Source organism: Mesorhizobium sp. M0633 (genome assembly GCF_040320645.1).
Classification (GTDB): Bacteria; Pseudomonadota; Alphaproteobacteria; order Rhizobiales; family Rhizobiaceae; genus Mesorhizobium.
On the sequence record NZ_JAMYQC010000004.1, the window covers coordinates 244652 to 269078 of the forward strand.

At 63.6% G+C, this 24427-nt stretch carries 24 protein-coding genes; 20 read left to right on the forward strand and 4 right to left on the reverse strand.

Going from position 1 to position 24427, the window contains the following annotated elements; all coding sequences use genetic code 11:
- Positions 1–140: 140 nt before the first annotated feature.
- The 5 genes from NKI47_RS06270 (at position 141) to NKI47_RS06290 (ending at position 6677) form a co-directional block, all read left to right on the forward strand.
- Positions 141–1646: a UxaA family hydrolase gene (locus NKI47_RS06270; protein WP_023675209.1), complete on the forward strand. Its 1506-nt coding sequence runs from the start codon at positions 141–143 to the stop codon at positions 1644–1646.
- Positions 1647–1975: 329 nt separating this feature from the next.
- Positions 1976–2971 carry an ABC transporter substrate-binding protein gene (locus NKI47_RS06275; protein WP_023675208.1) on the forward strand — a complete coding sequence of 332 codons (996 nt, stop codon included), beginning with the start codon at positions 1976–1978 and terminating at the stop codon, positions 2969–2971.
- A 103-nt stretch (positions 2972–3074) separates the two neighbouring features.
- Positions 3075–4628, forward strand: a complete 1554-nt coding sequence (locus tag NKI47_RS06280; protein ID WP_023675207.1) for a sugar ABC transporter ATP-binding protein — start codon at positions 3075–3077, stop codon at positions 4626–4628.
- Positions 4625–5590: an ABC transporter permease gene (locus NKI47_RS06285; protein WP_352448376.1), complete on the forward strand. Its 966-nt coding sequence runs from the start codon at positions 4625–4627 to the stop codon at positions 5588–5590. The genes NKI47_RS06280 and NKI47_RS06285 overlap by 4 nt, the downstream gene beginning before the upstream one ends.
- Positions 5591–5660: 70 nt before the next feature.
- Positions 5661–6677, forward strand: a complete 1017-nt coding sequence (locus tag NKI47_RS06290) for a zinc-binding alcohol dehydrogenase family protein (protein WP_023675206.1) — start codon at positions 5661–5663, stop codon at positions 6675–6677.
- 18 nt (positions 6678–6695) lie between these two features.
- On the opposite strand, the gene phnF is transcribed toward NKI47_RS06290, so the two are convergent.
- Positions 6696–7439: a phosphonate metabolism transcriptional regulator PhnF gene (gene phnF / locus NKI47_RS06295; RefSeq protein ID WP_352588436.1), complete on the reverse strand. Its 744-nt coding sequence runs from the start codon at positions 7437–7439 to the stop codon at positions 6696–6698.
- Between the two features lie 135 nt (positions 7440–7574).
- On the opposite strand from phnF, the gene phnG reads away from it, so the two are divergent.
- The 12 genes from phnG (at position 7575) to phnE (NKI47_RS06355) (ending at position 17758) form a co-directional block, all read left to right on the forward strand.
- Positions 7575–8036 carry a phosphonate C-P lyase system protein PhnG gene (phnG, locus tag NKI47_RS06300; protein WP_023675204.1) on the forward strand — a complete coding sequence of 154 codons (462 nt, stop codon included), beginning with the start codon at positions 7575–7577 and terminating at the stop codon, positions 8034–8036.
- Complete coding sequence (gene phnH, locus NKI47_RS06305; RefSeq protein ID WP_352588438.1) at positions 8036–8647, forward strand: phosphonate C-P lyase system protein PhnH; 612 nt, start codon at positions 8036–8038, stop codon at positions 8645–8647. Before phnG ends, phnH begins: the two co-directional genes overlap by 1 nt.
- 1 nt (position 8648) lies before the next feature.
- On the forward strand, positions 8649–9761 hold the full coding sequence (locus tag NKI47_RS06310; protein WP_352588440.1) for a carbon-phosphorus lyase complex subunit: 1113 nt from the start codon (positions 8649–8651) through the stop codon (positions 9759–9761).
- Positions 9758–10678, forward strand: coding sequence for an alpha-D-ribose 1-methylphosphonate 5-phosphate C-P-lyase PhnJ (locus tag NKI47_RS06315; RefSeq protein WP_352588443.1), 921 nt, complete (start codon positions 9758–9760; stop codon positions 10676–10678). Before NKI47_RS06310 ends, NKI47_RS06315 begins: the two co-directional genes overlap by 4 nt.
- A complete protein-coding gene (locus NKI47_RS06320; protein WP_352588446.1) occupies positions 10671–11120 on the forward strand; it encodes a hypothetical protein in 450 nt (149 codons plus the stop codon). Before NKI47_RS06315 ends, NKI47_RS06320 begins: the two co-directional genes overlap by 8 nt.
- A complete protein-coding gene (gene phnK / locus NKI47_RS06325; RefSeq protein WP_352588449.1) occupies positions 11117–11893 on the forward strand; it encodes a phosphonate C-P lyase system protein PhnK in 777 nt (258 codons plus the stop codon). Before NKI47_RS06320 ends, phnK begins: the two co-directional genes overlap by 4 nt.
- Positions 11894–11895: 2 nt before the next feature.
- The gene (gene phnL, locus NKI47_RS06330; protein WP_352588452.1) at positions 11896–12603 is read left to right on the forward strand and encodes a phosphonate C-P lyase system protein PhnL; all 708 of its coding nucleotides are present in this window, start codon (positions 11896–11898) and stop codon (positions 12601–12603) included.
- Entirely contained in the window at positions 12600–13217 is a 618-nt protein-coding gene (locus NKI47_RS06335) for a DapH/DapD/GlmU-related protein (RefSeq protein WP_352588455.1), read from the forward strand. The genes phnL and NKI47_RS06335 overlap by 4 nt, the downstream gene beginning before the upstream one ends.
- A gap of 235 nt (positions 13218–13452) precedes the next feature.
- Positions 13453–14301, forward strand: coding sequence for a phosphonate ABC transporter ATP-binding protein (gene phnC, locus NKI47_RS06340; RefSeq protein WP_352588458.1), 849 nt, complete (start codon positions 13453–13455; stop codon positions 14299–14301).
- A gap of 90 nt (positions 14302–14391) precedes the next feature.
- A complete protein-coding gene (gene phnD / locus NKI47_RS06345; RefSeq protein ID WP_352588461.1) occupies positions 14392–15300 on the forward strand; it encodes a phosphonate ABC transporter substrate-binding protein in 909 nt (302 codons plus the stop codon).
- A 66-nt stretch (positions 15301–15366) separates the two neighbouring features.
- The gene (gene phnE, locus NKI47_RS06350) at positions 15367–16323 is read left to right on the forward strand and encodes a phosphonate ABC transporter, permease protein PhnE (RefSeq protein WP_352588464.1); all 957 of its coding nucleotides are present in this window, start codon (positions 15367–15369) and stop codon (positions 16321–16323) included.
- A gap of 67 nt (positions 16324–16390) precedes the next feature.
- On the forward strand, positions 16391–17758 hold the full coding sequence (gene phnE, locus NKI47_RS06355) for a phosphonate ABC transporter, permease protein PhnE (protein ID WP_352588467.1): 1368 nt from the start codon (positions 16391–16393) through the stop codon (positions 17756–17758).
- 24 nt (positions 17759–17782) lie between these two features.
- Here phnE (NKI47_RS06355) and NKI47_RS06360 read toward each other — a convergent pair whose 3' ends face one another.
- The 3 genes from NKI47_RS06360 to NKI47_RS06370 form a co-directional block, all read right to left on the reverse strand.
- Complete coding sequence (locus NKI47_RS06360) at positions 17783–18634, reverse strand: sugar phosphate isomerase/epimerase family protein (protein ID WP_352588469.1); 852 nt, start codon at positions 18632–18634, stop codon at positions 17783–17785.
- 176 nt (positions 18635–18810) lie between these two features.
- Positions 18811–19998 (reverse strand): Gfo/Idh/MocA family protein, encoded by a 1188-nt coding sequence (locus tag NKI47_RS06365; RefSeq protein ID WP_023675192.1) that lies wholly within the window; start codon positions 19996–19998, stop codon positions 18811–18813.
- 150 nt (positions 19999–20148) lie between these two features.
- On the reverse strand, positions 20149–21204 hold the full coding sequence (locus NKI47_RS06370; RefSeq protein WP_023675191.1) for a sugar phosphate isomerase/epimerase family protein: 1056 nt from the start codon (positions 21202–21204) through the stop codon (positions 20149–20151).
- A gap of 392 nt (positions 21205–21596) precedes the next feature.
- Here NKI47_RS06370 and NKI47_RS06375 point away from each other — a divergent pair, with 392 nt between their 5' ends.
- The 3 genes from NKI47_RS06375 to NKI47_RS06385 are packed head-to-tail and all read left to right on the forward strand — an operon-like array spanning position 21597 to position 24426.
- Positions 21597–22484 carry a sugar phosphate isomerase/epimerase family protein gene (locus NKI47_RS06375; protein WP_023675190.1) on the forward strand — a complete coding sequence of 296 codons (888 nt, stop codon included), beginning with the start codon at positions 21597–21599 and terminating at the stop codon, positions 22482–22484.
- A gap of 54 nt (positions 22485–22538) precedes the next feature.
- Positions 22539–23708, forward strand: a complete 1170-nt coding sequence (locus NKI47_RS06380) for a mandelate racemase/muconate lactonizing enzyme family protein (protein ID WP_352474076.1) — start codon at positions 22539–22541, stop codon at positions 23706–23708.
- 1 nt (position 23709) lies between these two features.
- On the forward strand, positions 23710–24426 hold the full coding sequence (locus NKI47_RS06385) for a FadR/GntR family transcriptional regulator (protein ID WP_292661187.1): 717 nt from the start codon (positions 23710–23712) through the stop codon (positions 24424–24426).
- The last annotated feature ends 1 nt before the right edge of the window (position 24427 follow it).

Consider the following 24427-nt stretch of genomic DNA (forward strand, 5'->3'; position numbering starts at 1 on the left):
TTCTCGCATCCAAAAGACACGTCGCGCTCTGGCGAAAAAACAATTGACGCAAAAATGTTTTTTCACGATAAAAGACATTATATGTTAAGAGCCGCGTGTCAATCCGCTCGCGCACCCAGGAACACACCCAGGAAGCTCCCGTGAACGCCGCAAACAGCATTCTTCTGTCTCCCGCCGACAATGTCGCGGTCGCCAATGGCCGCATCGAGATCGGCACCGTGCTGCCGGGCGGCGCCGTCGCCGCCGCAGTGATCGAGCCGGGCCACAAAGTGGCGATCAAGCCGATTGCGGCCGGCGAAGCCGTGGTCAAATACGCCCAGGCGATCGGCCGCGCCACGCAAGACATCGCGCCCGGCGAGCATGTCCATTCGCACAATCTGGTCTTCGAAAGCGGGCGTTTGCCGGTGGTGCCGCCGAGCGAGGCAGTGCATGCGACCGAGGCCGACCGCGCCCGCACCTTCATGGGCTACCGCCGCGCCGACGGCCGCGCCGGCACGCGCAACTTCATCGGCATTCTCGCCAGCGTCAATTGCTCGGCCACCGTCTGCCACGCCATCGCTGACGCGGCGAACCGCACGCTTCTGCCGCAATATCCCGGCATCGACGGCTTCGTCCCGATCGTCCACGGCCAGGGCTGCGGCATGAGCGCCACCGGCGACGGCATGATGGTGCTACACCGCACGCTGGCCGGCTACGCCCGTCATCCGAATTTTGGTGGTGTGCTGATGGTCGGGCTCGGCTGCGAGGTCAACCAGCTCACCCTCTACGGCCAGAAGGGCGTTGCCGCGGGAAAACGCCATTTCAACATCCAGGAAGCCGGCGGCTCGCGCAAATCGGTCGAGAAGGCGCTGGTCGTGCTGGCCGAGATCGCCGAGGAGGTCGGCAAGCTTCAGCGTGAGCCGATCCCGGTCAGCGAGATCGTCGTCGGCCTGCAATGCGGCGGCTCCGACGGCATGTCCGGCATCACCGCCAATCCGGCGCTGGGTGCCGCGGTCGACATTTTGGCCGGCGTCGGCGGTGTCGGCATCCTCTCCGAGACGACGGAGATCTACGGCGCCGAGCACCTGCTTGCCTATCGCGCCGCCACCCCCGAGATCGCCGCCAAGCTCGACGGCTACGTGAAATGGTGGGAAGACCATGTCGCCAAGCATGGCGCTTCCATCGACAACAACCCATCGCCGGGCAATAAGCGTGGCGGCCTGACCACCATCCTGGAAAAGTCGCTCGGCGCGGTCGCCAAGGGCGGCCAGACGCCGCTCAACGGCGTCTTCGGCTATGCCGAAAAGGTCATCGGGCACGGGCTGGTGTTCATGGACACGCCCGGCTACGACCCGGTCTCGGCCACCGGCCAGGTGGCGGGCGGCGCCAACGTCATCGTCTTCACCACAGGCCGCGGCTCCTGCTTCGGCTGCCGGCCGACGCCGTCGATTAAGGTCGCCAGCAACTCGACCATGTATCACACGATGGAAGAGGACATGGACGTGAATTGCGGCGTCATCGCCTCGGGCGAAAAGACCATCGCCGGCATGGGCCGCGAGATCTTCGAACTGATCGTCGAGACGGCTTCGGGCCGCAAGACCAAGAGCGAAGAGTTCGGCTACGGCGACAACGAGTTCGTGCCTTGGCATCTCGGAGCGACGCTCTAAGCCGGACATGCGCAATAGTCGCGAACACCGGACGTGATCGCCAGGCGTCACAGTTCCAACGCTCCCGAAAAAGAATGAACATTCCATATTGACTGGATGATGGAATTAATATTCCATGCGACGTATTGGAGGAGATTGGCAGCGGAGTTCCGAGGGAGCAAGCTTTCCCGCCCAGCCATTCGAGCGGCCATCAAACATCGCTTGCGCCGACCGAGGTGATGCACTATCAAAATGCGGTAAATGTTTTTTATTGATAAAGTTCCGTTTGGGCCGCGCCATCCGAATGGAGCTTCCGTAACATTCACCGGGCGACTTAGGGAGGACTCCTAATGAAATTCGTGACCAGCATTCTCAATCGCCGCGCCTTCGTGGCACTCGCAGCCGCCTCGATGCTTGCCGGCGTGATGCATTCGGCGCCGGCATCCGCGGCCGACGCGACCATTCCGATCATCGTCAAGGACACCACGTCCTTCTACTGGCAGATCGTTCTGGCCGGCGCCCGCAAGGCCGGCAAGGATCTCGGCGTCAACGTGCCGGAGCTCGGCGCCCAGGCCGAGACCGACGTCAACGGCCAGATCTCGATCCTCGAAAATGCCGTCGCCGGCAACCCGGCGGCCGTCGTCATTGCGCCGACCGAAGCCAAGGCGCTCGGCAAGCCGATCGACGAGGCCGCCACCAAGGTCAAGATCATCGGCATCGACTCCGGCGCCGACTCCAAGGCCTTCACCTCGTTCCTGACCACCGACAACATCCAGGGCGGCCGCGTCGCCGCTGACGGCCTTGCCGCAGCCATCGGCGAAGCCAATGGCGGCAAGGTCGAGGGCGACGTCGCCCTGATCACCGCGCTTCCGGGTGCCGGCTCGCTCGAACAGCGCGCCCAGGGTTTCAAGGAACAGCTCGCCGCCAAATATCCCGGCCTCAAGCTGGTCGCCGACAAATACGCCGACGGCCAGGCCACCACCGGCCTCAACATCGCCACCGACCTGATCACCGCCAACCCCAACCTCAAGGGCATCTTCGCCTCCAACCTGATCATGGCGCAGGGCGTCGGTCAGGCGATCGCCGAGAACAGTCTTGCCGGCAAGGTCGGGCTGGTCGGTTTCGACAGCGACGAGAAGCTGATCAAGTTCCTCAATGACGGCGTCATTTCGGCTCTCGTCGTTCAGGATCCGTACCGGATGGGCTATGACGGCATCAAGACGGCGCTCGCCGCCTCGAAGGGCGAGAAGGTCGAGGCCAATGTCGATACCGGCGCCAATTTGGTTACCAAGGCCAACATGAAGGATCCGAAGATCGACGCGCTGCTCAACCCGAAGCTCGACTGAGCATAGCCGCAAGTGAACTGTTTCCGGGGCCTTTCGCCCCGGAAACATCCCACTCGTGCCAATCGCGAGGCCAATCTTTGGGGGCCAATCTGGGAGGATTGTCATGATGTCGACGGCGCAGGAACTCCATCCGGCCCCAACGCTGGAACCGGGCAGGACCATCCTCGAACTCCGCGGGCTGGAAAAGCGCTATCCCGGCACCCATGCGCTGAAGCCGGTCGATCTCGCCTTCAAGGCCGGCGAGATCCACGCCATCGTTGGCGAGAACGGCGCCGGCAAATCCACCCTGATCAAGCTTCTTACCGGCGTCATGCCGCGCACCTCCGGCGACGTCATCTGGGAGGGCAAGCCTGCCGCATTGGCAACGCCGCATGAGGCGATGGCGCTCGGCATCAATGCCGTGCATCAGGAAGTCGTCCTGTGCCGCCATCTCACCGTCGCCGCCAACATGTTCCTCGGCGAAGAGGATTCCCGCTTCGGCATCCTGCAGCAGCGGGCGATGATCAGGCAGGCGCAGAAGATCATCGACGATCTCGGCTTCGACCTGCCGGCGCATGTCATGCTGGGTGACCTGACCATCGGCCAGCAGCAGTTGATCGCCGCCGCCCGCGCCACCGTGCGCGGCACCAAATTCCTGATCTTCGACGAGCCGACCGCCTATCTTACCCGCAAGGAGGCCGACCAGCTGTTCACGCTGATCCGCCGGCTGAAGGGCGAAGGCGTCACCATCATCTACATCAGCCATCGCATGGAAGAAGTGTTCGAGCTCGCCGACCGCGTCTCGGTGCTGCGCGACGGCACGCTGGTCGGCACCAGGAACATTGCCGAGACCAATGACGCCGAGCTGGTCAAGATGATGATCAACCGCTCGATCGAGCAGGTCTACCACAAGGAGCATTTCACCCCCGGCGCGACCATCGTCGAAACCAGGAACCTGTCCGGCAAGGGTTTCGAAAATGTCTCGATGTCCGTCCGTGCCGGCGAGATCGTCGGCCTCTATGGCCTGATCGGCGCCGGGCGCAGCGAGTTCGTCACCACGCTCTATGGCCGGCACCGCAAATCGGCCGGCCAGATCCTGTGGGAGGGCAAGGAGGTCAAGGTCAATTCCGAACATGACGCGATCAGGCTCGGCATGGCGCTGGCCCCGGAAAGCCGCCGCGACCAGGGCCTCTGCCTCAACCTGCCGGTCGGACTCAACCTCAATCTGCCGATCTACAAGCGCATCTCGAGCAATCTGCTGATCTCCCGCGCGCAGGAAAAGGCGCAAGCCGATCGCCAGATCGCCGACCTGCGCATCAAGACGCCGACGCGCGGCGCGCTGGCCTCCAGCCTGTCCGGCGGCAACCAGCAGAAGATCGTCATCGGCAAATGGCTCGCCCACGGCGCCAAGCTATTCATCTTCGATGAGCCGACTGTCGGCGTCGATGTCGGCACCAAGGCCGAGATCTACCGCCTGTTCGGCGCGCTGTTGTCCAAGGGAGCCGGCATCATCCTGATCTCGTCCTACCTGCCCGAGGTCTATGAGCTCGCCGACACGCTGCACGTGTTCCGGCGCGGCAAGCTGGTGGCCACGCATGGGTTTCGTACCGCTGATCACGAGGAGATCCTCACCCAGGCGCTGGCCGAGAAACAAGAAAGACCGGGAGGGAAGATATGAGCACCGAGGCGATCGCTGCCGAAAGGCCGAAACGCAACTACAACGCCCTGTTCGGGCTGACACTGCTGGCGCTGCTGGTTCTTTTATGGATCATCCTGTCGGTGGCGACGCCGAGCTTCGCCTCCGCCAACAACATCTCCAACCTGTTACGGCAAGGGTCGATGATCGCCATCCTGGCGGTCGGCCAGACCTTCGTCATCATCACCGGCGGCATCGACCTTTCCGTCGGCGCCGTGGTCGGCTTCGCCACCGTCATCGTCGCGATGCTGATCAACGCCGGCACACCGGTTTTCCTCGCCATCCTGATCACCTTGCTGGTCGGCGTCGCCATCGGCATGTTCCATGGGTTCGGCATCGTCAAGATGGGCCTGCCGCCCTTCATCATCACCCTGGCAACGCTGACCTCGCTGCGCGGCATCGGTCTGTTGATGACCAATGGCAACTCGATCTCGATCAACAACGACGCCTTCCAGACGTTCTCGCGCAGTTCCTTCGCCGGCGTCCCCAATCTGTTCTGGATGGTGATCCTGGTCGGCATCCCAGCCTACATCTTCCTGCACCACAGCCGCTGGGGCCGCTATCTGTTCTCGGTCGGCTCCAACGCCGAGGCGTCGCGCCTGTCAGGCGTCAACGTCCAGCGCACCATCTACATGGCCTACACGCTGTCGGGCCTGTGTGCGGCCTTCGTCGGCGTGCTGCTTGCCTCGCGCATCGGCATCGGCAATCCGACGCAGGCCGAGGGCTGGGAATTGCAGGCGATCGCCTCCTCGGTGATCGGCGGCACCTCGCTGTTCGGCGCTGTCGGCTCCGTGCACGGACCGCTGCTCGGCGCCTTCATCCTTGCCACCATCAACAACGGCGCCAATCTGCTCAACGTCAACGCCTTCTGGCAGCGCATCATCACCGGCGTGCTGATCATCGTCATCGTCTATTTCGACGGGCTGCGCCGCCGCGGCAAATAGACTGCCTCCCAATAACCGCCGGCCTCGCGACAGCAGGGCCGGCGGTGCCATGAACCGACTGGATTGAAGCATGAAAGCCGTCGTCTGCCGCTCGCCCGGCGAACTTGTCCTCGAAGACCGTCCGGCGCCTGGCGCGCCCCCCGCCGGCTGGGCGCTGGTCGCCGTCAGCCATGTCGGCATCTGCGGCACCGACTATCACATCTTCGAAGGCAAGCACCCGTTCCTCGCCTATCCCCGCATCATGGGCCACGAGGTTTCCGGCACCGTGATCGAGGTTAGTGAGGACGTCGATCTCGCCGTCGGCGAAGCGGTGATCGTCAATCCCTATCTCGCCTGCGGCAAATGCATCGCCTGCCGGCAAGGCAAGCCGAATTGCTGCGTCAGGATCGAGGTGCTCGGCGTCCACCGCGACGGCGCCATGTGCGAGCAGATCCTGGTGCCGGCGCAAAATCTTTATCCGGCAAACGGCCTGTCGCTGGCCGATGCCGCCGCCGTCGAATTCCTGGCGATCGGCGCCCATGCCGTGCGGCGCTCGCTCGCTGATCCAGGTGCGCGCACACTGGTCATTGGTGCCGGCCCGATCGGGCTCGGCACGGCGCTGTTCGCCCGCATCGCCGGGCTCGACGTGACGCTGCTCGACATGAGTGCGGAGAGGCTGGGTTTCGCCGAAAGCGAACTCGGCTTCGCGACCCTCGACGGCTCGCGGGGCGCTGCTGCCGACCTGGTGCGGGAAGCAACCGGCGGCGACGGCTTCGACGTGGTTTTCGATGCCACCGGCAACACCCGGTCGGTGCAGTCGGCCTTCGCCCATGTCGCGCACGGCGGGGCGCTGGTCCTGGTTAGCGTCGTCAAGGACGACATCGCCTTTTCCGATCCCGAATTCCACAAGCGCGAGATGATGCTGATCGGCAGCCGCAACGCCCTGCGTGCCGATTTCGACCATGTCGCCGCCTCGATCCGCAACGGCGCGCTGCCGCTGACAAAGCTGGTCACCCACCGCACCACGCTTGGCGAGACGCCGCACGACCTCGCCCGCTGGGCGCATGAGAAGTCCGGCCTGATCAAGGCCGTCATTCAAGTCGGATGATGCCAGGGCTGCCGCATCTCAGAGCGCCGACAGTTTGAGCTCGATCCGCTCGGCCGGGAAGCGCGAGTCCGAAAACTGTATCGGCTGACCGTCGGGCGTGACGTTGACGGCGACCGTCACCAGCACGATGGCGCCGGGCTGCAGGTCGAGGTCAGCAAGGTCGGCGGCATCGGCATGGCGCGCCGACAGCACGGTCGATTGCCTGAGATAGTCGTCGATGCCGAAACGTGCCAGCGATGCGGTGATCGAACCGGTTTCCGCCATGGCGGCATCGATGCCGGCAAAGCGCCTGGCATCGAACCATCCGGCCGCGCGGGACACCGGCATTCCATCGGCTTCGCCGCGCGTTTCCAGGCGTATCACATCGGCCCCCGTCGCAAGGCCTAAGCCCTCTGCGACACGGCGGTTGGCCGGCTCGATCGATGACGCGAGCAAGGTGATATGCCGCTCGGACGCCTGTCCTTGCAATCCCTCGGAAAAGCGGGTGCGGGCGCCGATCGGATAAGACAGCCGCTTGCGCGACAGCACGAAGGTGCCGCGCCCCTGCTCCGCCCTGAGCACACCCTCCTGCACCAGCGCTGCGATAGCGCTACGCACCGTGTGGCGGTTGACGCCATAGCGTCCGGCCAACGCGATCTCCGGCGGCAGCGCGGCATTCTCGGGAAAATCGCCGGCGGCGATCGAATGCAGGATCTGGTCGGCGATCTGCCGCCACAGCGCGACACCGCTGCGCCGCTCGATGCTGTTGGCTTGTCCGATCATCTCCCGCCCCAATTCCTCGCGCCGGTCTTTTGGCCCGTGTCACGTGCCCGTCATGGACACGCGCTAGATAATGGATATAATTTGTATAGTTGTCTATATCAATAGACAAATGAACGCAGACGAGGAGCACCGGCCATGCGAGGACGGGAAGCGCGAGAGCAGGCCGAGCGCAAGGCCGTGATGGCGACGCTGGCGCAATCGGCCGGCGACGACATCGTCCGCCTCTGGGACGAAGCCGGCCTGCCTTGCGAAGCGGAACTTCTGCGTGGCCCCGAAACCGGCCTGGTTACGGTACGCGGCCGCATCGGCGGCGGTGGTGCCCCTTTCAATGTCGGCGAGGCGACGGTCACCCGTGCCACGGTGCGGCTTGCGTCCGGCCATGTCGGCCACTGCTACGCGCTCGGCCGCGACAAGCAGAAGGCAAGGCTGGCGGCAATCGCCGATGCGCTGTGGCAGGACCCGGCCCACCGCAATGAGGTCGAGATCAGGATCGTTGCGCCATTGCAGGCGGCACTGGCCAAGGCGCGTGAACAGCGCCGCGCCGAGACGGCGGCGACCAAGGTCGATTTCTTCACCATGGTGCGCGGAGAAGACTGATGGATATCGCCACTCAATCCATTGAAGGCGGCTTCGCCGATCCGGTATTCAATGCCCAGACCGTATTCCGTGCCGTGATGGACGCGATGGCGCGGCCAGGCAGCGTGCAGCCGCTGCCGGCCCTCGCCCATCCCCCGGTGCCGCTATCGGCCACCGCCGGCGCCGTTGCGCTGACGCTGTGCGACAACGACACGCCGCTCTGGCTCGACCCGGCTTTGCAGGGGTCGGCGGCGGTGAAATCCTGGCTTGGCTTCCATACCGGCGCGCCGCTGGCCAACACCCCGGCCGACGCGCATTTCGCGCTGATCGCCACGCCGGCCGAGATGATGGCGTTCGACGGGTTTTCGCAAGGCACCCAGGATTATCCCGATCGCTCCACGACGCTGATCCTCGAGGTCGGCGATCTCGTCTCCGGCGCTGCGCTGCTGCTCGAAGGCCCGGGCATCGAGAAGACGGCGACGATCGCGCCGGCGCAAATGCCGCGCCATTTCGTCGAGCAATGGAAGCAGAACAACCAGCGTTTTCCGCGTGGCGTCGATATCATCCTCGCCACGTTCGACGCAATTGCCTGCCTGCCGCGCACGACGCGCATCAAGATGATGGAGGCGTAGCATGTATGTTGCGGTAAAGGGTGGCGAGACGGCCATTCGCAATGCTCACAAACTGCTCGCCGACCGCCGGCGCGGCGACCGTTCGGTGCCCGCACTTCGTCTAGACCAGATCGTCGAGCAGCTGGCGCTCGGCGTCGACCGGGTGATGAGCGAAGGTTCGCTCTACGACAGGGAACTGGCGGCATTGGCGATCGTCCAGGCGCGCGGCGACATGATCGAGGCGATCTTCCTGGTTCGCGCCTATCGCACCACGCTGCCGCGTTTCGGCTACACCAGGGCGATCGACACCGGCACGATGCTGGTCGAGCGGCGTGTGTCGGCGACCTACAAGGACCTGCCCGGCGGCCAGTTGCTCGGCCCGACCTTCGACTACACCCACCGGCTGCTCGATCCCGAGCTTGCCGCCGGCGGCGAAGTCGCCGAGCCGGAGCAGCGTACAGGCGAGCCGGAAGCCATGCCGCGCGTCTCGGCGATCCTCGCCCGTGAGGGCCTGATCGAGCCCGACGGCGACATGCCTGGGGATCATGTCCCCGGCGACATCACCCGCGAGCCGCTGGAATTTCCGATGGCGCGCGACATCCGCCTGCAGGCGCTGTCACGCGGCGACGAGGGCTTTTTGCTGGCGCTCGGCTATTCCACCCAGCGCGGCTATGCCCGCAACCATCCCTTCGTCGGCGAGGTTCGCATCGGCGAGGTCGAGCTGGAGCTCGACGTGCCGGAACTCCCCTTCGCCGTGCCGCTCGGCTCCGTGCGCGTCACCGAGTGCCAGATGGTCAACCAGTTCAAGGGCTCGGCCAAGGCGCCGCCGCAATTCACCCGTGGCTACGGCCTCGTCTTCGGCCAGAGCGAGCGCAAGGCGATGGCCATGGCGCTGTGCGACCGCGCTCTTCGTGCAACCGAACTCGGCGAGGATGTCGTCGCCGCCGCCCAGGACGAGGAGTTCGTCATCTCGCATTCCGACAACGTCCAGGCGACCGGCTTCGTCGAGCATCTGAAGCTGCCGCACTATGTCGATTTCCAGGCCGAACTCGACCTGGTGCGCCGCATGCGCGCCGAGCACGACGCCCGCGAAAACGCCGGCAAGCCCGAAGAAAAAAGGCAGGCAGCGGAATGACCGCACAACCCACCGACATCGCCACCTACAACTTCGCCTATCTCGACGAGCAGACCAAGCGGATGATCCGCCGCGCCATCCTCAAGGGCATTGCCATTCCCGGCTATCAGGTGCCGTTCGCCTCGCGCGAAATGCCGATGCCCTATGGCTGGGGCACCGGCGGTGTCCAGGTCACCGCGTCGATCATCGGACCGGACGACGTGCTGAAGGTCATCGACCAGGGCGCCGACGACACCACCAATGCCGTCTCGATCCGCGCCTTCTTCAAGAAGGTCGCCAATGTCGCCGTCACCACCGAGACGGCCAAGGCGACCATCATCCAGACCCGCCACCGCATCCCCGAACATCCGCTCAGCGCCGGTCAGGTGCTTGTCTATCAGGTGCCGATCCCCGAGCCGCTGCGCTTCCTCGAGCCGCGCGAGACCGAAACGCGCAAGATGCATGCGCTGGAGGAATACGGCCTCATGCATGTGAAGCTCTACGAGGACATCGCCAGGCACGGCCGCATCGCCACCACCTACGCCTATCCGGTCAAGGTCGAAGGCCGCTATGTCATGGACCCGTCGCCGACGCCGAAATTCGACAATCCCAAGATGCATCGTTCGCCGGCTTTGCAGCTGTTTGGCGCCGGCCGCGAAAAGCGCATCTATGCGCTGCCGCCTTTTACCGAAGTCGTCAGTCTCGACTTCGAGGACCACCCCTTCGAGGTGCAGACCTTCGACCAGCCCTGCGCGCTGTGCGCGGCCGAGAACGTCTATCTTGACGAGGTCATCCTCGACGACCACGGCGGCCACATGTTCGTCTGCTCCGATACCGATTATTGCGAGAAGCGGCGCACAGACGGCCATCGCGGCCGCCTTGCGCCTCATACCGCCGGCGAGGACGTTCAGGCCATCCGGGACCATTCCAATGGGTAGCTCTTTCGTTGAAGTTGATGAAAAGGGCTTCTGGATGAACGACAGCCTGTTGTGTCTTTGGCTACGTTTGCTCGCATTGCATGTCCAATCCGATCTCGATCAGTCAGCTCCAGAAATGGTCGCCCGGAACGGTTGGCTTTTGCAATCCGAGAGCCATGCTCCAGGTGTTGTTGTGGCAGATTTGGACTCCGTGGCACGCGATCAGAAAGCGAAGCAAAAAGTGGTCAGCGCGATAAGACGACTCCTGTCTAAGCTGGAGAGTCATGTAGGTCCGCTCGAACCCACCACGATTAATCTTCTCGGGGTTAGCAGTATTATTTGGTCACACCCAGTCGAGACCAGTCGGCTGATCGAAATCGGCAACGCATTTCTCGACCTGCTCGCCGGCAAAATCACGACAGGAGCAGATAGCACAGAATTCATGCCGGGATCCCGCCCATGACCGACGAACCGCTGCTACGCGTCTCGGAACTGTCCAAATTCTACGTCTCACGCGTCGGCTGCGAGAACGTCACCTTCGATTTGTGGCCCGGCGAAGTCCTGGCTGTCGTCGGCGAATCCGGTTCCGGCAAGACGACGCTGCTCAATTGCCTCTCGACCAGATTGCTGCCGAGTTCCGGCACCGCTAGCTACCGCATGCGCGACGGCCAGTTCCGCGAGCTCTACCGGATGAGCGAGGCCGAGCGCCGCTTTTTGATGCGCACCGACTGGGGGTTCGTTCACCAGAACCCGGCCGACGGCCTGCGCATGACCGTGTCGGCCGGCGCCAATGTCGGCGAGCGGCTGATGGCGGTCGGCGACCGCCATTACGGCAAGATCCGCGCTACCGCCGTCGACTGGCTGTCGCGGGTCGAGATCGACGAGGATCGCATCGACGACGAACCACGCGCCTTTTCCGGCGGCATGCGCCAGCGCCTGCAGATCGCCCGCAATCTCGTCACCGGGCCGCGGCTGGTGTTCATGGACGAGCCGACCGGCGGCCTCGATGTTTCGGTGCAGGCGCGCCTGCTCGACCTGTTGCGCGGCCTCGTCACCGATCTCGGCCTGGCTGCCATCGTCGTCACCCACGACCTCGCGGTGGCGCGGCTGTTGTCGCAGCGCATGATGGTGATGAAGGACGGCCGCGTCGTCGAAAGCGGCCTCACCGACCGCGTGCTCGACGATCCGCGCGCGCCCTACACCCAGCTCCTTGTTTCTTCGATATTGCAGGTGTGATCATGCCGACCCCGCTCGTTGTCTCCGATGTCGCCAAGAGCTTCACCATGCATCTGCGCGACGGCATCAAATTGCCGGTTGTCGCCGGCGTCTCGTTCTCGATCAGGGCCGGCGAATGCGCCGTCCTCGGCGGCCCGTCCGGCGCCGGCAAGAGCTCGATCCTGAAGATGCTCTACGGCAATTATGCCGCCGACGAAGGCCAGATCATCGTCCAGCACGAGGCCGGGCTGATCGATCTCGCAACGGCCAACCCGCGCACCGTGCTTGCCGTGCGCCGGCTTACCATCGGCTATGTCAGCCAGTTCCTGCGCACCGTGCCGCGCGTCTCCGCCCTCGATGTCGTCGCCGAACCGCTGGTCGAACGCGGCGAGGAGCGCGAAGCCGCGCGCGGCAAGGCCGGCGCCTCGCTGGCGCAGCTGAATCTGCCGGAAAAACTCTGGGCGTTGCCGCCGGCCACCTTTTCCGGCGGCGAGCAGCAGCGCGTCAACATTGCGCGCGGCTTCATCACCGAACACCCTATCCTGCTGCTCGACGAGCCGACCGCTTCGCTCGACGCCAGGAACCGCGATGTCGTGATTGCGCTGATCGCGGCCAAGAAGGCGGCAGGCGTCGCCTTGCTCGGCATCTTCCACGACCACGACGTGCGCGAGGCGGTCGCCGACCGCGTCATCGACGTGACCGCTTTTGCCGCCGGGAAAATCGCCGCATGACAAGGAAACTGTCGGAAGCGCCGCTCGTCCACGAGACCGCGGAAGTCGAGAACTCGACGCTCGGCCGCTGGACCGAGATCGCCGACCGCTGCCGGGTTTCGGAAAGCATGTTGGGCGACTATTCCTACATGATGCAGGACTGCGGCGTCTGGTGCGCGACGATCGGCAAATTTGCCAACATCGCCGCCAATGTGCGCATCAACGCCACCAACCACCCGACCTGGCGGCCGACGCTGCACCATTTCACCTATCGCGCGTCGGATTATTGGGACGACGCCGAACACGAGAGCGAATTCTTCGCCCAGCGCCGCGCCAAGCGCGTCACCGTCGGCCACGACACCTGGCTCGGCCACGGCTCGACCATCCTGCCCGGCGTCACCGTCGGCGATGGCGCGGCGGTCGGTGCCGGTGCGGTGGTGTCGAAGGACGTCGCGCCCTACACCATCGTCGCCGGCGTACCGGCCAAGCCGATCCGCGAACGCTTCGACCGCCGCACCGCGGAGCGCTACCAGGCGCTCGCCTGGTGGGACTGGGACCACGCAAGGCTGCGCGCCGCGCTCGACGATTTTCGGGAATTGTCGGCGGAGGCGTTTCTGGAGAAATATGGCGGCTGAGGGTCGTGAAATGGTGAATGGTGAATGTGAATGGGGGCAGCGGACAGGTTTCGAGGCTCAGGGAAGCCGTTCTTATCACCATTCACCATTCGAGCTTCTCGCGCCGAGTTGATCCCGCCCCGCTCCAGGCTGTGGGCAGTAACAAAACTGACATCGTTCCGACACCGCAGGTTCATGCGGCTGCGCTAGCCAGGGTAAACAGACCTTCAATTGCGATTGGACTGGAGCCTGCACCATGTCAGCTACGCTCGAAATCCGCGGCGTCACCCGCCGGTTCGGCAAGAACACCGCCGTCAGCAATGTTCACATCGCGATTCCGCAAGGCCAGATGGTCGGCATCATTGGCCGCTCCGGCGCCGGCAAATCGACGTTGCTGCGCATGATTAACCGCCTCATCGATCCCAGCCAGGGATCCATCCTGTTCAACGGCGTCGAGGTCTCCGGGTTGCGCGGCTCGCCGCTCCGGCGATGGCAGCGCGACTGCGCCATGATCTTCCAGCAGTTCAATCTCGTGCCGCGCCTCGATGTGCTGACCAATGTGCTGCTCGGCCGGCTCAACCACCGCTCGACGCTGTCCAACCTATTTGGCATGTTCTCCCGCGGTGAATGCGCCGAGGCGGTTGCAGCCCTCGAGCGCCTCGACATCGCCCGCACCGCCCTGCAGCCGGCCGGCACCCTTTCCGGCGGCCAGCAGCAGCGCGTTGCGATTGCGCGCGCCATGATGCAGCAGCCGAAGGTGTTGCTGGCGGATGAGCCGATTGCCTCGCTCGATCCGCTCAACGCCAAGGTGGTGATGGATTCGCTGCAGGACATCAATTTGCGCGAGGGCATCACCGTCATCACAAATCTGCATACGCTGGATACGGCCCGCACCTACTGCAACCGCATCATCGGCATGGCCGCCGGCAAGGTCGTCTTCGACGGCCCGCCCGAAGCCCTCAACCGCGAGGCCGTGCGCATGGTCTACGGCGCCGACATCAATGGCGGCGAAATCTCCGAGGCCATCACCTCCACCAGTGTCGCCATCAAACAGAAAATCGCTGCATCCGCCGGACCGCTCGAGCCCGCATTCCCGGGATATTGAGAACGGCCTGATCGCCCGCCCGCGTCAAAGGCACCTGTCAAAAAATTCGAACGCTACCGGCGCGAGGCCGGGACCAACAGGAGAGAGATAATGTTCAGGAAGATGGTTTTTGGCGCCGTTTCATTGCTCGCCATCGCGGCAAGCGCCGCTCACGCCCAGGATATCAAGGAATTCCGCATCGGCATCCTTGGCGGTGAAAACGAAGCGGACCGGCTGCGCAACTTTCAGTGCCTCGCCGATCACCTGAAGTCCGAATTCGGCTTCGAGAAGGTCTCGCTGTTCCCGGCCGCCGACTATGACGGCGTTATCCAGGGCCTGCTCGGCGGCACGCTCGATTTCGCAGAGCTTGGCGCGTCGGGCTATGCCAGCGTCTACCTCAAGGATCCGAACGCCGTGACCCCGATCCTCACCACCCAGCAGACCGACGGCGCGACCGGCTATTATTCGATCGGCCTTGCGCTGAAGTCGTCCGGCATCACCGACATCAAGTCGGCCAAGAGCAAGAAGCTCGGCTATGCCGACCCGGATTCGACCTCCGGCTACCTGATCCCGCTGACCCAGATCCCGAAGGACACCGGCGCTTCGAACGAAACCTTCTTCGCCTCGACCCAGTTCAATGGCGGCCACGAGAACAACCTTCTCGCGGTTCGCGACGGCAAGGTCGATGTTGCGGTTGACGATTCCTCGGGCATCGGCGACTTCAAGAACGGCTACACCTCCGGCACCTTCCACAAGGAAGTCGCCAAGGGCGCCGTGGACCCCAACGATTTCGTCGAAGTCTGGCGCTCCGGCTTGATCCCGAACGGCCCGCTGGTCGTGCGCACCGCGCTCGGCGGCGGTATGAGCGCCAAGCTCGCCAACTTCTTCACCAGCCTGCCGGCCAAGGACAAGCCTTGCTTCGAGGCCATCGAAGGCGGCGATTTCACCGGCTATGTTCCGGTGAAGCCGGACTTCTACAGCGTCATCGTCGAAGCCCGCAAAGCCGCGATCGGCGGCTGACGACAATTGCGGAAAGGGCGGCGTCCTCCAGCGCCGCCCTTTTTGCGTGTCCGCTCGCGACCCCGTATGACCTTCGCCGCTACAATTCGTTCAGACGCGGTCCGGCAGGCAGCAGACGCCTGGCGACGCCAGACGTCCTTGCGCCGGTTCTACACGGCGCTCGGCATCGGCTCACTGCTTGTCGCCATGTGCACAGCCATGTGGTTCGCCGACGAGGCCAATGCCGGACATTTCTTCGATCGGCTGCCGCACATACTGGATTTCCTTAGTTGGCTTGTTCCCAAGGACTGGAACGACGTCTGGCGGGCGCTGTTCGACATCGCATCGCCGCACGACAAGGGCAGCCCAGAGTTCAACTTCCCGCTTGGCCGCGTCTATCTCTGGGGCGGCTTTTATCTACCCGAATATTTCGAGCTGATGCTCACCACGCTTAACGTGGCGCTGGTTTCCACTTTCATCGGCTTTGTCTTTGCGGTGCCCTTTTCCTTCATCGCCGCGCGCAACTTGACGCCCAGTCCGGTGCTCAGGCTCGTTGTCAAGCGCTTCATGGAACTGCTTCGCGCCTTCCCCGAGATCGTCATTGCCGGCCTGTTCGCAGCCATCCTCTCGACCGGCCCGGTCGCAGCCATCATCGCCATCGGCCTGCATTCCATCGGCGCCCTCGGCAAGCTCTTCTACGAGATCAACGAAAACATCGACATGCGCGCCGAAGAAGGCCTGCGCGCGGTCGGCGCCAACTGGTTCGAGCGCGTGCGCTTTGCCGGCCTGCCGCAAGTGCTGCCCAATTTCATGTCCTACACGCTGCTCAGGATCGAGATCAATGTGCGTATCTCGACCATTATCGGCGCGGTCGGCGGTGGCGGCATCGGCGAGGAACTGAAGCTCTCCATCTCGCGCGGCTTCGGCGCCAAGACGCTGGCATTGGTGCTGCTGCTGTTCACGACGGTCTTCCTCGTCGACCAGTTTTCCGCCTGGCTACGCCGCAAGCTCGTCGGCGAGCAGGCATTCATGATGGGTGCCTGACCATGATCCCAAAAAGTGGATTCCGGTTTTTGGAAAAGATCATGGCAAATCAACAAGAAGACTGCCCATGGCCGCAATGACCGCCGATGAGATGCGGTCGATCGAGGAGCGCTTTCCCCAAGTGTTCCGGCGGCCCTTGTACAAACGCTTCGGCCCGCTGGTCCTGTTCACCGGCATCCTGCTCTACCTCGTCTATGCCTTGTGGTTCTTCAGCCTGCCGCAAGTGCTGAGGGAATCGCACTGGGAGCGCCTGCCGCTCTTCCTGACGCAATGGATCAGCTACGATCTGCAGCCGGAATTCCGTCTCGACCAGCCTCAGATCACACCCAGATACCCGCGTTTTTCGGCGCTCGGCGAAGACCCGCATCCCGATTGGGTCATCACAAACGCCAACGGCTCCTACACCATCCTGATCGACGGCCGGGCCAAATCGGTCACCTTCGACAAGACCGAGGCGACGCTTGTCGCCAATGGCCAGGCGGTGCCGGTGTCCTTGGCCAGCGGCAAGCCGGTAGTATCCGGCCCGGTGCCGGACTGGATCACCGCGCATGACGACGAAATCATCGCCAGGATGGGCTTTGCCGGCGAGGTCCGCATAACCGTCGATCGCGTCAAGGTCCGCAAGCGCTTCCTCGGCTGGGCGAATTTCGTCTTCGACACACGCTCGCCCTTCTTCGGCAAGTCACCCGGCGAGGTGGTCTCGTTGCTGATGTCCGGACCCCAGCTCAAGCCGGGCACATCAAACATTGCGCTGGCCGCCGACAATATCTGGAACAACGCCCAATGGCAGCATGGCGACGTCTGGACGAAGCTGTTCCAGACCATCGTCATGGCGTTTCTCGGCACCTTGCTCGGCGGCATCGTTGCCTTCCCGCTCGCCTTCTTCGCCGCCCGCAACATCACCCCGAGCGGCCTGCTTAGCCAGGTGCTAAAGCGGTTCTTCGATTTCATGCGTTCGGTCGACATGCTGATCTGGGCGCTGTTCTTCACCCGCGCCTTCGGCCCGGGCCCGCTTGCCGGCAGCGCCGCGATTTTCTTCACCGAGATCGGCACGCTCGGCAAAGTCTATTCGGAAGGCCTCGAGAACATCGACGACAAGCCACGCGAGGGCATCCAGTCGACCGGCGCCAACGGCTTGCTGGTGCAGCGCTATGGCGTGCTGCCGGAAGTGATCCCGGTCTTCATCAGCCAGACACTCTATCAGTGGGAATCCAACACCAGGGGCGCGACGATCATCGGCGCCGTCGGTGCCGGTGGCATCGGCCTGAAGCTCTGGGAGGCGATGCGCACCAATTCCAACTGGGCCAATGTCTTCTACATGGTGCTCTTGGTCCTGCTCGTCGTTTTCATCTTCGACAACATTTCCAATTTCCTGCGCCGCCGCTTGAGCAGGACGATCCACGACTACAACCGGATCCAGGCCGGCCAGGGCTGACGGGGGCGTTGCGCAGGCGTGCGGTTAGGGCGCCTTCCTCCATCCATTCCTGATGTGCTTGCAGCCGTCGCGGTAAACAGCTTCCGGGCTCTCGGAAAAGTCGCGCCACACCTTGGTGGCCGCGGCCAAATCCTTCAGCGAACGCCCGAACGCCTCGATCGTCAGCCAATCGTCGTAGCCGCTCTTGCGGATGGCGGAGAACGTCTCCTTCCAGGGAATATGGCCACGGCCCGGCACGCCGCGATCGTTCTCCGAAATATGGATATGGACGACGTTCTTGCGGTTGCGCGTATAGGCGTCGATCGGGTCGGCCTCTTCGATGTTGGCGTGGAAGGTGTCGTACATCGCCTTGATGTGCGGCCGGTCGATCGCGTCGATATGCGCCGACAAATCGTCCATCGTGTTGAGCAGATAGCATTCGAAGCGGTTGAGCGCCTCCAGCCCGATGGTGACACCCTTGTTGCCGGCATGGTCACCGATGGCGCGCTGCGAAGCGATCGAACGTTTTTTCTCGGCCGCCGTCGGCCCGCTGCCGGAGAAGGCCCCGAGTGTGGAATGCAGCGGGCCGCTCAACGTGTTCGCGCCAAGCGCCTGAGCGCAGTCGATCGCCGATTTCATGTAGTCGATACCGGCCTTGCGCGTCGAGGCGTCGGCCGAGATCAGGTTCATCGCCGGATCGCCCATCGCCGAGACGGCGGTACGTTGCAGCCCGATGCGGTCGAGCAGCTCACCGAGCTTCTTGTAGTCGTCCGGCGTGCCGGAGAAGATCGGTATCTCGACGCCGTCGAAGCCGGTCGCCTTGATATCCCTCAACAACGGCTCGTGTTTTTTCGTGACACTGGTCGTCCACAACAACATGCACATGCCGATTTTCATCGACGCCCCTCCCCTTCATTCGCTCGATCGCCGGAGGGGTGGTGAGATTCAGGTCAGGCCGAGCCGAAAATGGTGGGTTCCGAGAACCGGAGCGGAGCGTACTTTTGGTACATGAGCACCGGAAGCGCAGGAAACTGCCATTTGCAGGCCGGTCTCACCTGAATATCACCACCCCTTCAGAGCTTCGTCCACGCTCCATTCTTCTTCGCCGATTTCACGCAGGCCTCGATGAAGGCCATGCCTTCGACGCCGTCTTGCACAGTTGGGAAAACGACATCCTTAGCCGGCTTGCCGCCCTTCCGGCGCGCCGCACGAATGGCCCGCGCGGCTTCCTGGTAGATGTTGGCGAAACCTTCGAGATAGCCTTCCGGATGGCCTGGCGGAACGCGGCTGACGCGCCCGGCGACGGGCAACGCTCCCGCGCCGTTTCGGGTGATCAACTGCTTCGGCTGGCCGAACGGCGTGTACCAGAGATAGTTCGGATCGGCCTGCACCCATTCGAGCCCGCCCTTCGAGCCGTAGATGCGCAATTTCAGGCCGTTCTCGTGGCCGGGCGCCACCTGGCTTGCCCAGATCATGCCCTTGGCGGAGTGCGACCCGCCGACCGGCTTGAAGCGCAGCAGCACATTGATGTTGTCGTCGAGCAGCCGCCCCGGTACGAAGGCATCGAGATCGGCCGACAACGAATCGAGCTCCAGCCCGGAGACGAAACGGGCGAGGTTGTAGGCGTGCGTGCCGATATCGCCCAGCGCACCGCCGGCACCGGCCTGCTTGGGGTCTGAGCGCCACGCAGCCTGCTTCTGGCCGGTGGCGGCCAGATCTTCGGTCAGCCAGTCCTGCGGATATTCCGACTGCACGATGCGGATATCGCCGAGCTGTCCTTTGGCCACCATCTCGCGTGCCTGCCGCACCATCGGATAGGCGGTGTAGTTATGCGTCAGCACAAACACCTTGCCGGTCTTTTCGACCAGCGCGGCCAGCTTCTTTGCCTCGGCCAGCGTCGTCGCCAGCGGCTTGTCGCAGATGACGTGGATGCCGGCCTCTAGAAAAGCCTTGGCGGCCGGCACGTGCACATTGTTCGGCGTGACGATGGCCACCACCTCGATGCCGTCCGGCCGCTTGGCCTCGGCCTGGGCCATCTCGGCATAGGAGCCGTAGCTGCGTGCCGGATCGAGCCCAAGCTCGGCCGCCGAGGCCTTGGCGCGCTCCGGATTCGACGACAAGGCGCCGGCAACCAGCACGAACTCGTTATCAATGCGCGCCGCGATGCGGTGCACCGCGCCGATAAAGGCGCCTTGTCCGCCGCCAACCATGCCGTAGCGGATCGGACCGCCTCCCGTTTCCGTCTTCGATGCGCCAACCATGATTTTCTCCCTCGTTATCTGAGATACCCCTCCCCCCTTGAGGGGGAGGGTCGACGCGTAGCGCGGGTGGGGTCGCCGGGCATGAAGCTCGGCATGGACCGACCCCACCCGGCCCTCCGGGCCACCCTCCCCTCGGGAGGGATATCTGTGCTAGATCCCCATCATGCCGCGCAGCACCTTTTTATCGGTCGTGCCGCCGGCGAAATCGTCGAATGCTTTTTCCGTCACCCTGATGATGTGGTGCTGGATGAAGGGGGCGCCTTCGGCAGCACCATCCTCCGGGTGCTTGAGGCAGCATTCCCATTCCAGCACCGCCCATGAATCGTAATTGTATTGGGTGAGCTTGGAGAAGATGCCGCCGAAATCCACCTGCCCGTCGCCGAGCGAGCGGAAACGCCCGGCGCGGTTGGTCCAGCTCTGGTAGCCGGAATAGACGCCTTGCCGCCCGGTCGGATTGAATTCAGCGTCCTTGACGTGGAACGCCTTGATCCGCTCGTGGTAGATGTCGATGAATTCGAGATAATCGAGCTGCTGCAGCAGGAAGTGCGACGGGTCGTAGTTGATGTTGCAGCGCTTGTGGCCGCCGACCGCATCGAGGAACATCTCGAATGTCGCGCCGTCGAACACGTCCTCGCCCGGATGGATTTCGTAGCCGATATCGACGCCGTTCTCGTCATAGACGTCGAGGATTGGCTTCCAGCGCTTGCCCAGCTCGGCAAATGCTTCCTCGATCAGTCCCGCCGGCCGCTGCGGCCATGGGTAGAGGTATGGGAAGGCCAACGCGCCGCAAAACGACACCGACGCCTTGAGCCCGAGATTCTTCGACGCCTTGGCGGCGAACTTCATCTGTTCGACCGCCCATTGCTGCCTGGCTTTTGGATTGTTGTGCACCGCAGCCGGCGCGAAGCCGTCGAACTGCGCGTCATAGGCGGGATGCACCGCCACCAGTTGCCCCTGCAGATGCGTCGACAGTTCGGTGATCTCGACGCCGGCATCGGCGCAGATGCCCTTCACCTCGTCGCAATAGGCCTTGGAGGAGGCTGCCTTCTCGAGATCGAACAATCGGGCGTCCCATGTCGGGATCTGCACGCCCTTGTAGCCCAGACCAGCCGCCCATTTGGTGATCGAGGCCAGCGAATTGAACGGCGCGGCGTCGCCCGCAAACTGCGCCAGGAACAGACCAGGCCCCTTCATCGTCGTCGGCATCGGCATCTCCCTATGTTTCACGACCAAGCATAGCGCCGATTGAAAACAGGGCCAGCGTCTTTGGTCTCTTTGCACAGCGCGCTCAGCGCCGCTATTCTGGTATTACCAAATGCCGAAATCTGGTCAAGCCATTTGACGCGCTGCCGCGGTCCTGCAACCATGCCGAGTTAAGCCACATGTTTAAGTATAATCAATAGCATAGACAGGAGCCAACGCTTGATGGCAGCAGTTCTTGCCGTCCAGATGAAATTACTGTAGACCTCCCTTCAAGCCCAATTGGTCGAACCAGTTTGCAAAAAATGCTGGGACGCCTTGGGGAGGAATCATGCGGCACGCTTCGGCAGAGTGCGCCGCAGGCGAACTGGTACAGGCGATTCTGGGAAGGATAGACCATGCATCTTTCGACGCACAATTGGATGCGGGCGGAGCCGCTGGAAACGACGCTCAAGCGCATCAAGAAATTCGGCTACGAGTCGATCGAGATCTCCGGCGAACCCGAACAGTACAAGCCCAAGGAGACGCGCGCACTGTTGAACGAGTACGGCATTCGCTGCTGGGGAGCGGTGACGCTGATGCTGGGCGAGCGCAATCTCGCCGCCAAGGACCAGGGCCAGCGCGAGCGCTCGGTGCAGTATGTCAAGGACGTGCTGACCATGGTCAGCGAACTTGATGGCGAGATCATCACGCTGGTTCCGGCCACCGTCGGCAAGGTGGTGCCGGACGGCACCGAGGAAGAGGAGTGGAAATGGGTGGTCGACGCCACCCGGGAATGCTTCACCCACGCCAAGAAGGTCGGCGTCAAGATCGCGGTCGAGCCGCTCAACCGCTTCGAGACCTATCTGTTCAACCGCGGCGCCCAGGCACTGGCGCTGGCCGATGCGGTCAGTCCCGAATGCGGCGTCTGCCTCGACGCCTACCACATCCACATGGAAGAATTTAACGTCTATGACGCCATCCGGCAGGTCGGCAAGCGCCTGTACGATTTCCATGTCGCCGACAACAACCGCTTCGCCGCCGGCCTCGGGCAGATCGACTGGCCGAAGATCGTCGGCACGCTGAAGGAGATCGGCTATGACGGCGCGCTGACCAATGAATTCGTCGCCCCCGTCGACCGCACGCCGGCTGCCCCCTATCCCGACATGGTCGAACGCAACCCCGTCGACATCTCGCCGGAGCAGCTGAAATTCATTCAGGACCACGGCTCCAGCGTGCTCACGGAGAAATTCTACACCGACCAGATGCGCATCAACGCGGAAACGCTGCTGCCGCTGATCAAGTAGCCGAGCCGTTTGGAAAAGCCCTTCCGCCTCACCGCGGCCGGGCCGAGGATGAACATGCGCATCAAGACGGTCCAAGCCTGGTGGGTCCGCATACCGATCGAAGCCGCGAAGCAGCACCGCAGCGACTTCGGTCAGGTGGCGACGTTCGACGCCGCCATCCTGCGCATCGAAACCGACGACGGGCTGGTCGGCTGGGGCGAAGGCAAGAATGCCGCCGGCAGCGCCGGCAGTTACGGCGCCCTTGTCCATTTGCTGAACTACGAAGTCGGCCCGCAGCTGGTCGGCCGCGACCCGGCTGACATCGGCGTCATCTGGGAGATGCTCTATAATGGCACGCGCCACGACAGCGCCGCTCGCGCCGGCCACGCCATGCCGCAATTGGCGCGACGCGGCATGAGCATCGCGGCTATCAGCGCCGTCGACATCGCATTGTGGGACATTCTCGGCAAATCACTCGGCGTTCCGGTCTGGCGACTGCTCGGCGGCCGCAAGCTGGACCGCATGCCGGCCTATGCTTCCGGCGGCTGGGCCACTGCGGAAGCCATCGGCGACCAGCTGCAGTCCTACATCGCCAAGGGCGGTTTCAAGGCGCTGAAGATGCGCGTCGGCGCCATGGACGGCGCCCCACATATCTCGGCCGCTCGCGTCCGTGCCGCCAGACGCGCGCTCGGTCCCGATATCGACCTGATGGTCGACGCGCACGGCACCTACACGGTGGCCGAAGCCAAGCGCTTTATCCATCTCGCCGGCGACCTCGATCTCGCCTGGTTCGAGGAGCCGGTGATCGCCGACGACAAGCCCGGCATGGCCGAGGTGCGCGCCTGCGGTTCGATCCCGATCGCCACCGGCGAAAGCGAGGCGACACGCTATGCCTTCCGCGACCTCGCCGTGCTCAAATCCGCCGATATCTTCCAGCCGGATCCGGCCTTTTGCGGTGGCATCAGCGAGGCGATGAAGATCGGCACCATCGCCAGCGCCTTCAATCTGCGCTTTGCGCCGCATCTTTGGGCCGGCGCGCCCTGCTTCTTTGCCGGCCTGCATGTCTGCGCCGCTTCGCCGGCGAGCTTCACCGTCGAATATTCGCTCGGCGCCAACCCGATGATCCACGATCTGATCGAAGAGACTGTCGAAGCAAAGGACGGTATGGTAGCGATCCCTGATAGACCCGGGCTGGGATTCACCATTTCGGAGCGGTTCCTGGAGGCGCACGCGCAACACGGCTGACATGAAAGAAAAGAACCTTCTCGCGGAACTCGCCGCCTATCTGTTCTCCCATTCGGACAAGGAGACGGGCCGCACGCCGTCGGAGCGCGAACTGGCAGAGCATTTCAGCGTCAGCCGCGGCCAGATCCGCGAGGCGCTGGCCATTCTCGAGGCCATGCGCATCGTCGAGCGACGGGCGAAATCCGGGATCTACATCGATACGAAGCAGGCGAGCGTCGAGGCGATGGCGCTGTTCGCCCGCGCCGGCCTGCCGCTCGATCCCGTCCAGATCTACGAGACGGTCGAGTTGCGCAAGATCCACGAGATCAAGGCCGCCGAACTTGCCTGTTCACGCGCCACCGAGGAGAATTTCGAGCGGCTGCGCGAGATCCTGAAGGCCTCCGAGGATCGCATCGCCGCCGGTGAAGGGCTTGCCCGGGAAGACCGCGAGTTCCACCTCGAGATCGTGCGGGCGACCAAGAACAGCGTCTTCCACAATATCTGCAGCGTCTACTACATGATGGGTGAACTGCGCCTGCCGATCTATTTCAACGATCCCGAACGCAGCGTGCGCTCCCATGCCGAGCATATCCAGATCTACGAGGCGCTGCTGCGCCGCGATGGCAATCTCGCCCAGGCGCTGATGAGCGCCCACCTGCAAGGCGCGGAAAGCTACTGGAAGGGGCTGATCGAGGGGCGTGGGGCGGAACCGGAAAGCCCTGCGCTCGAAAAGGCCTGAA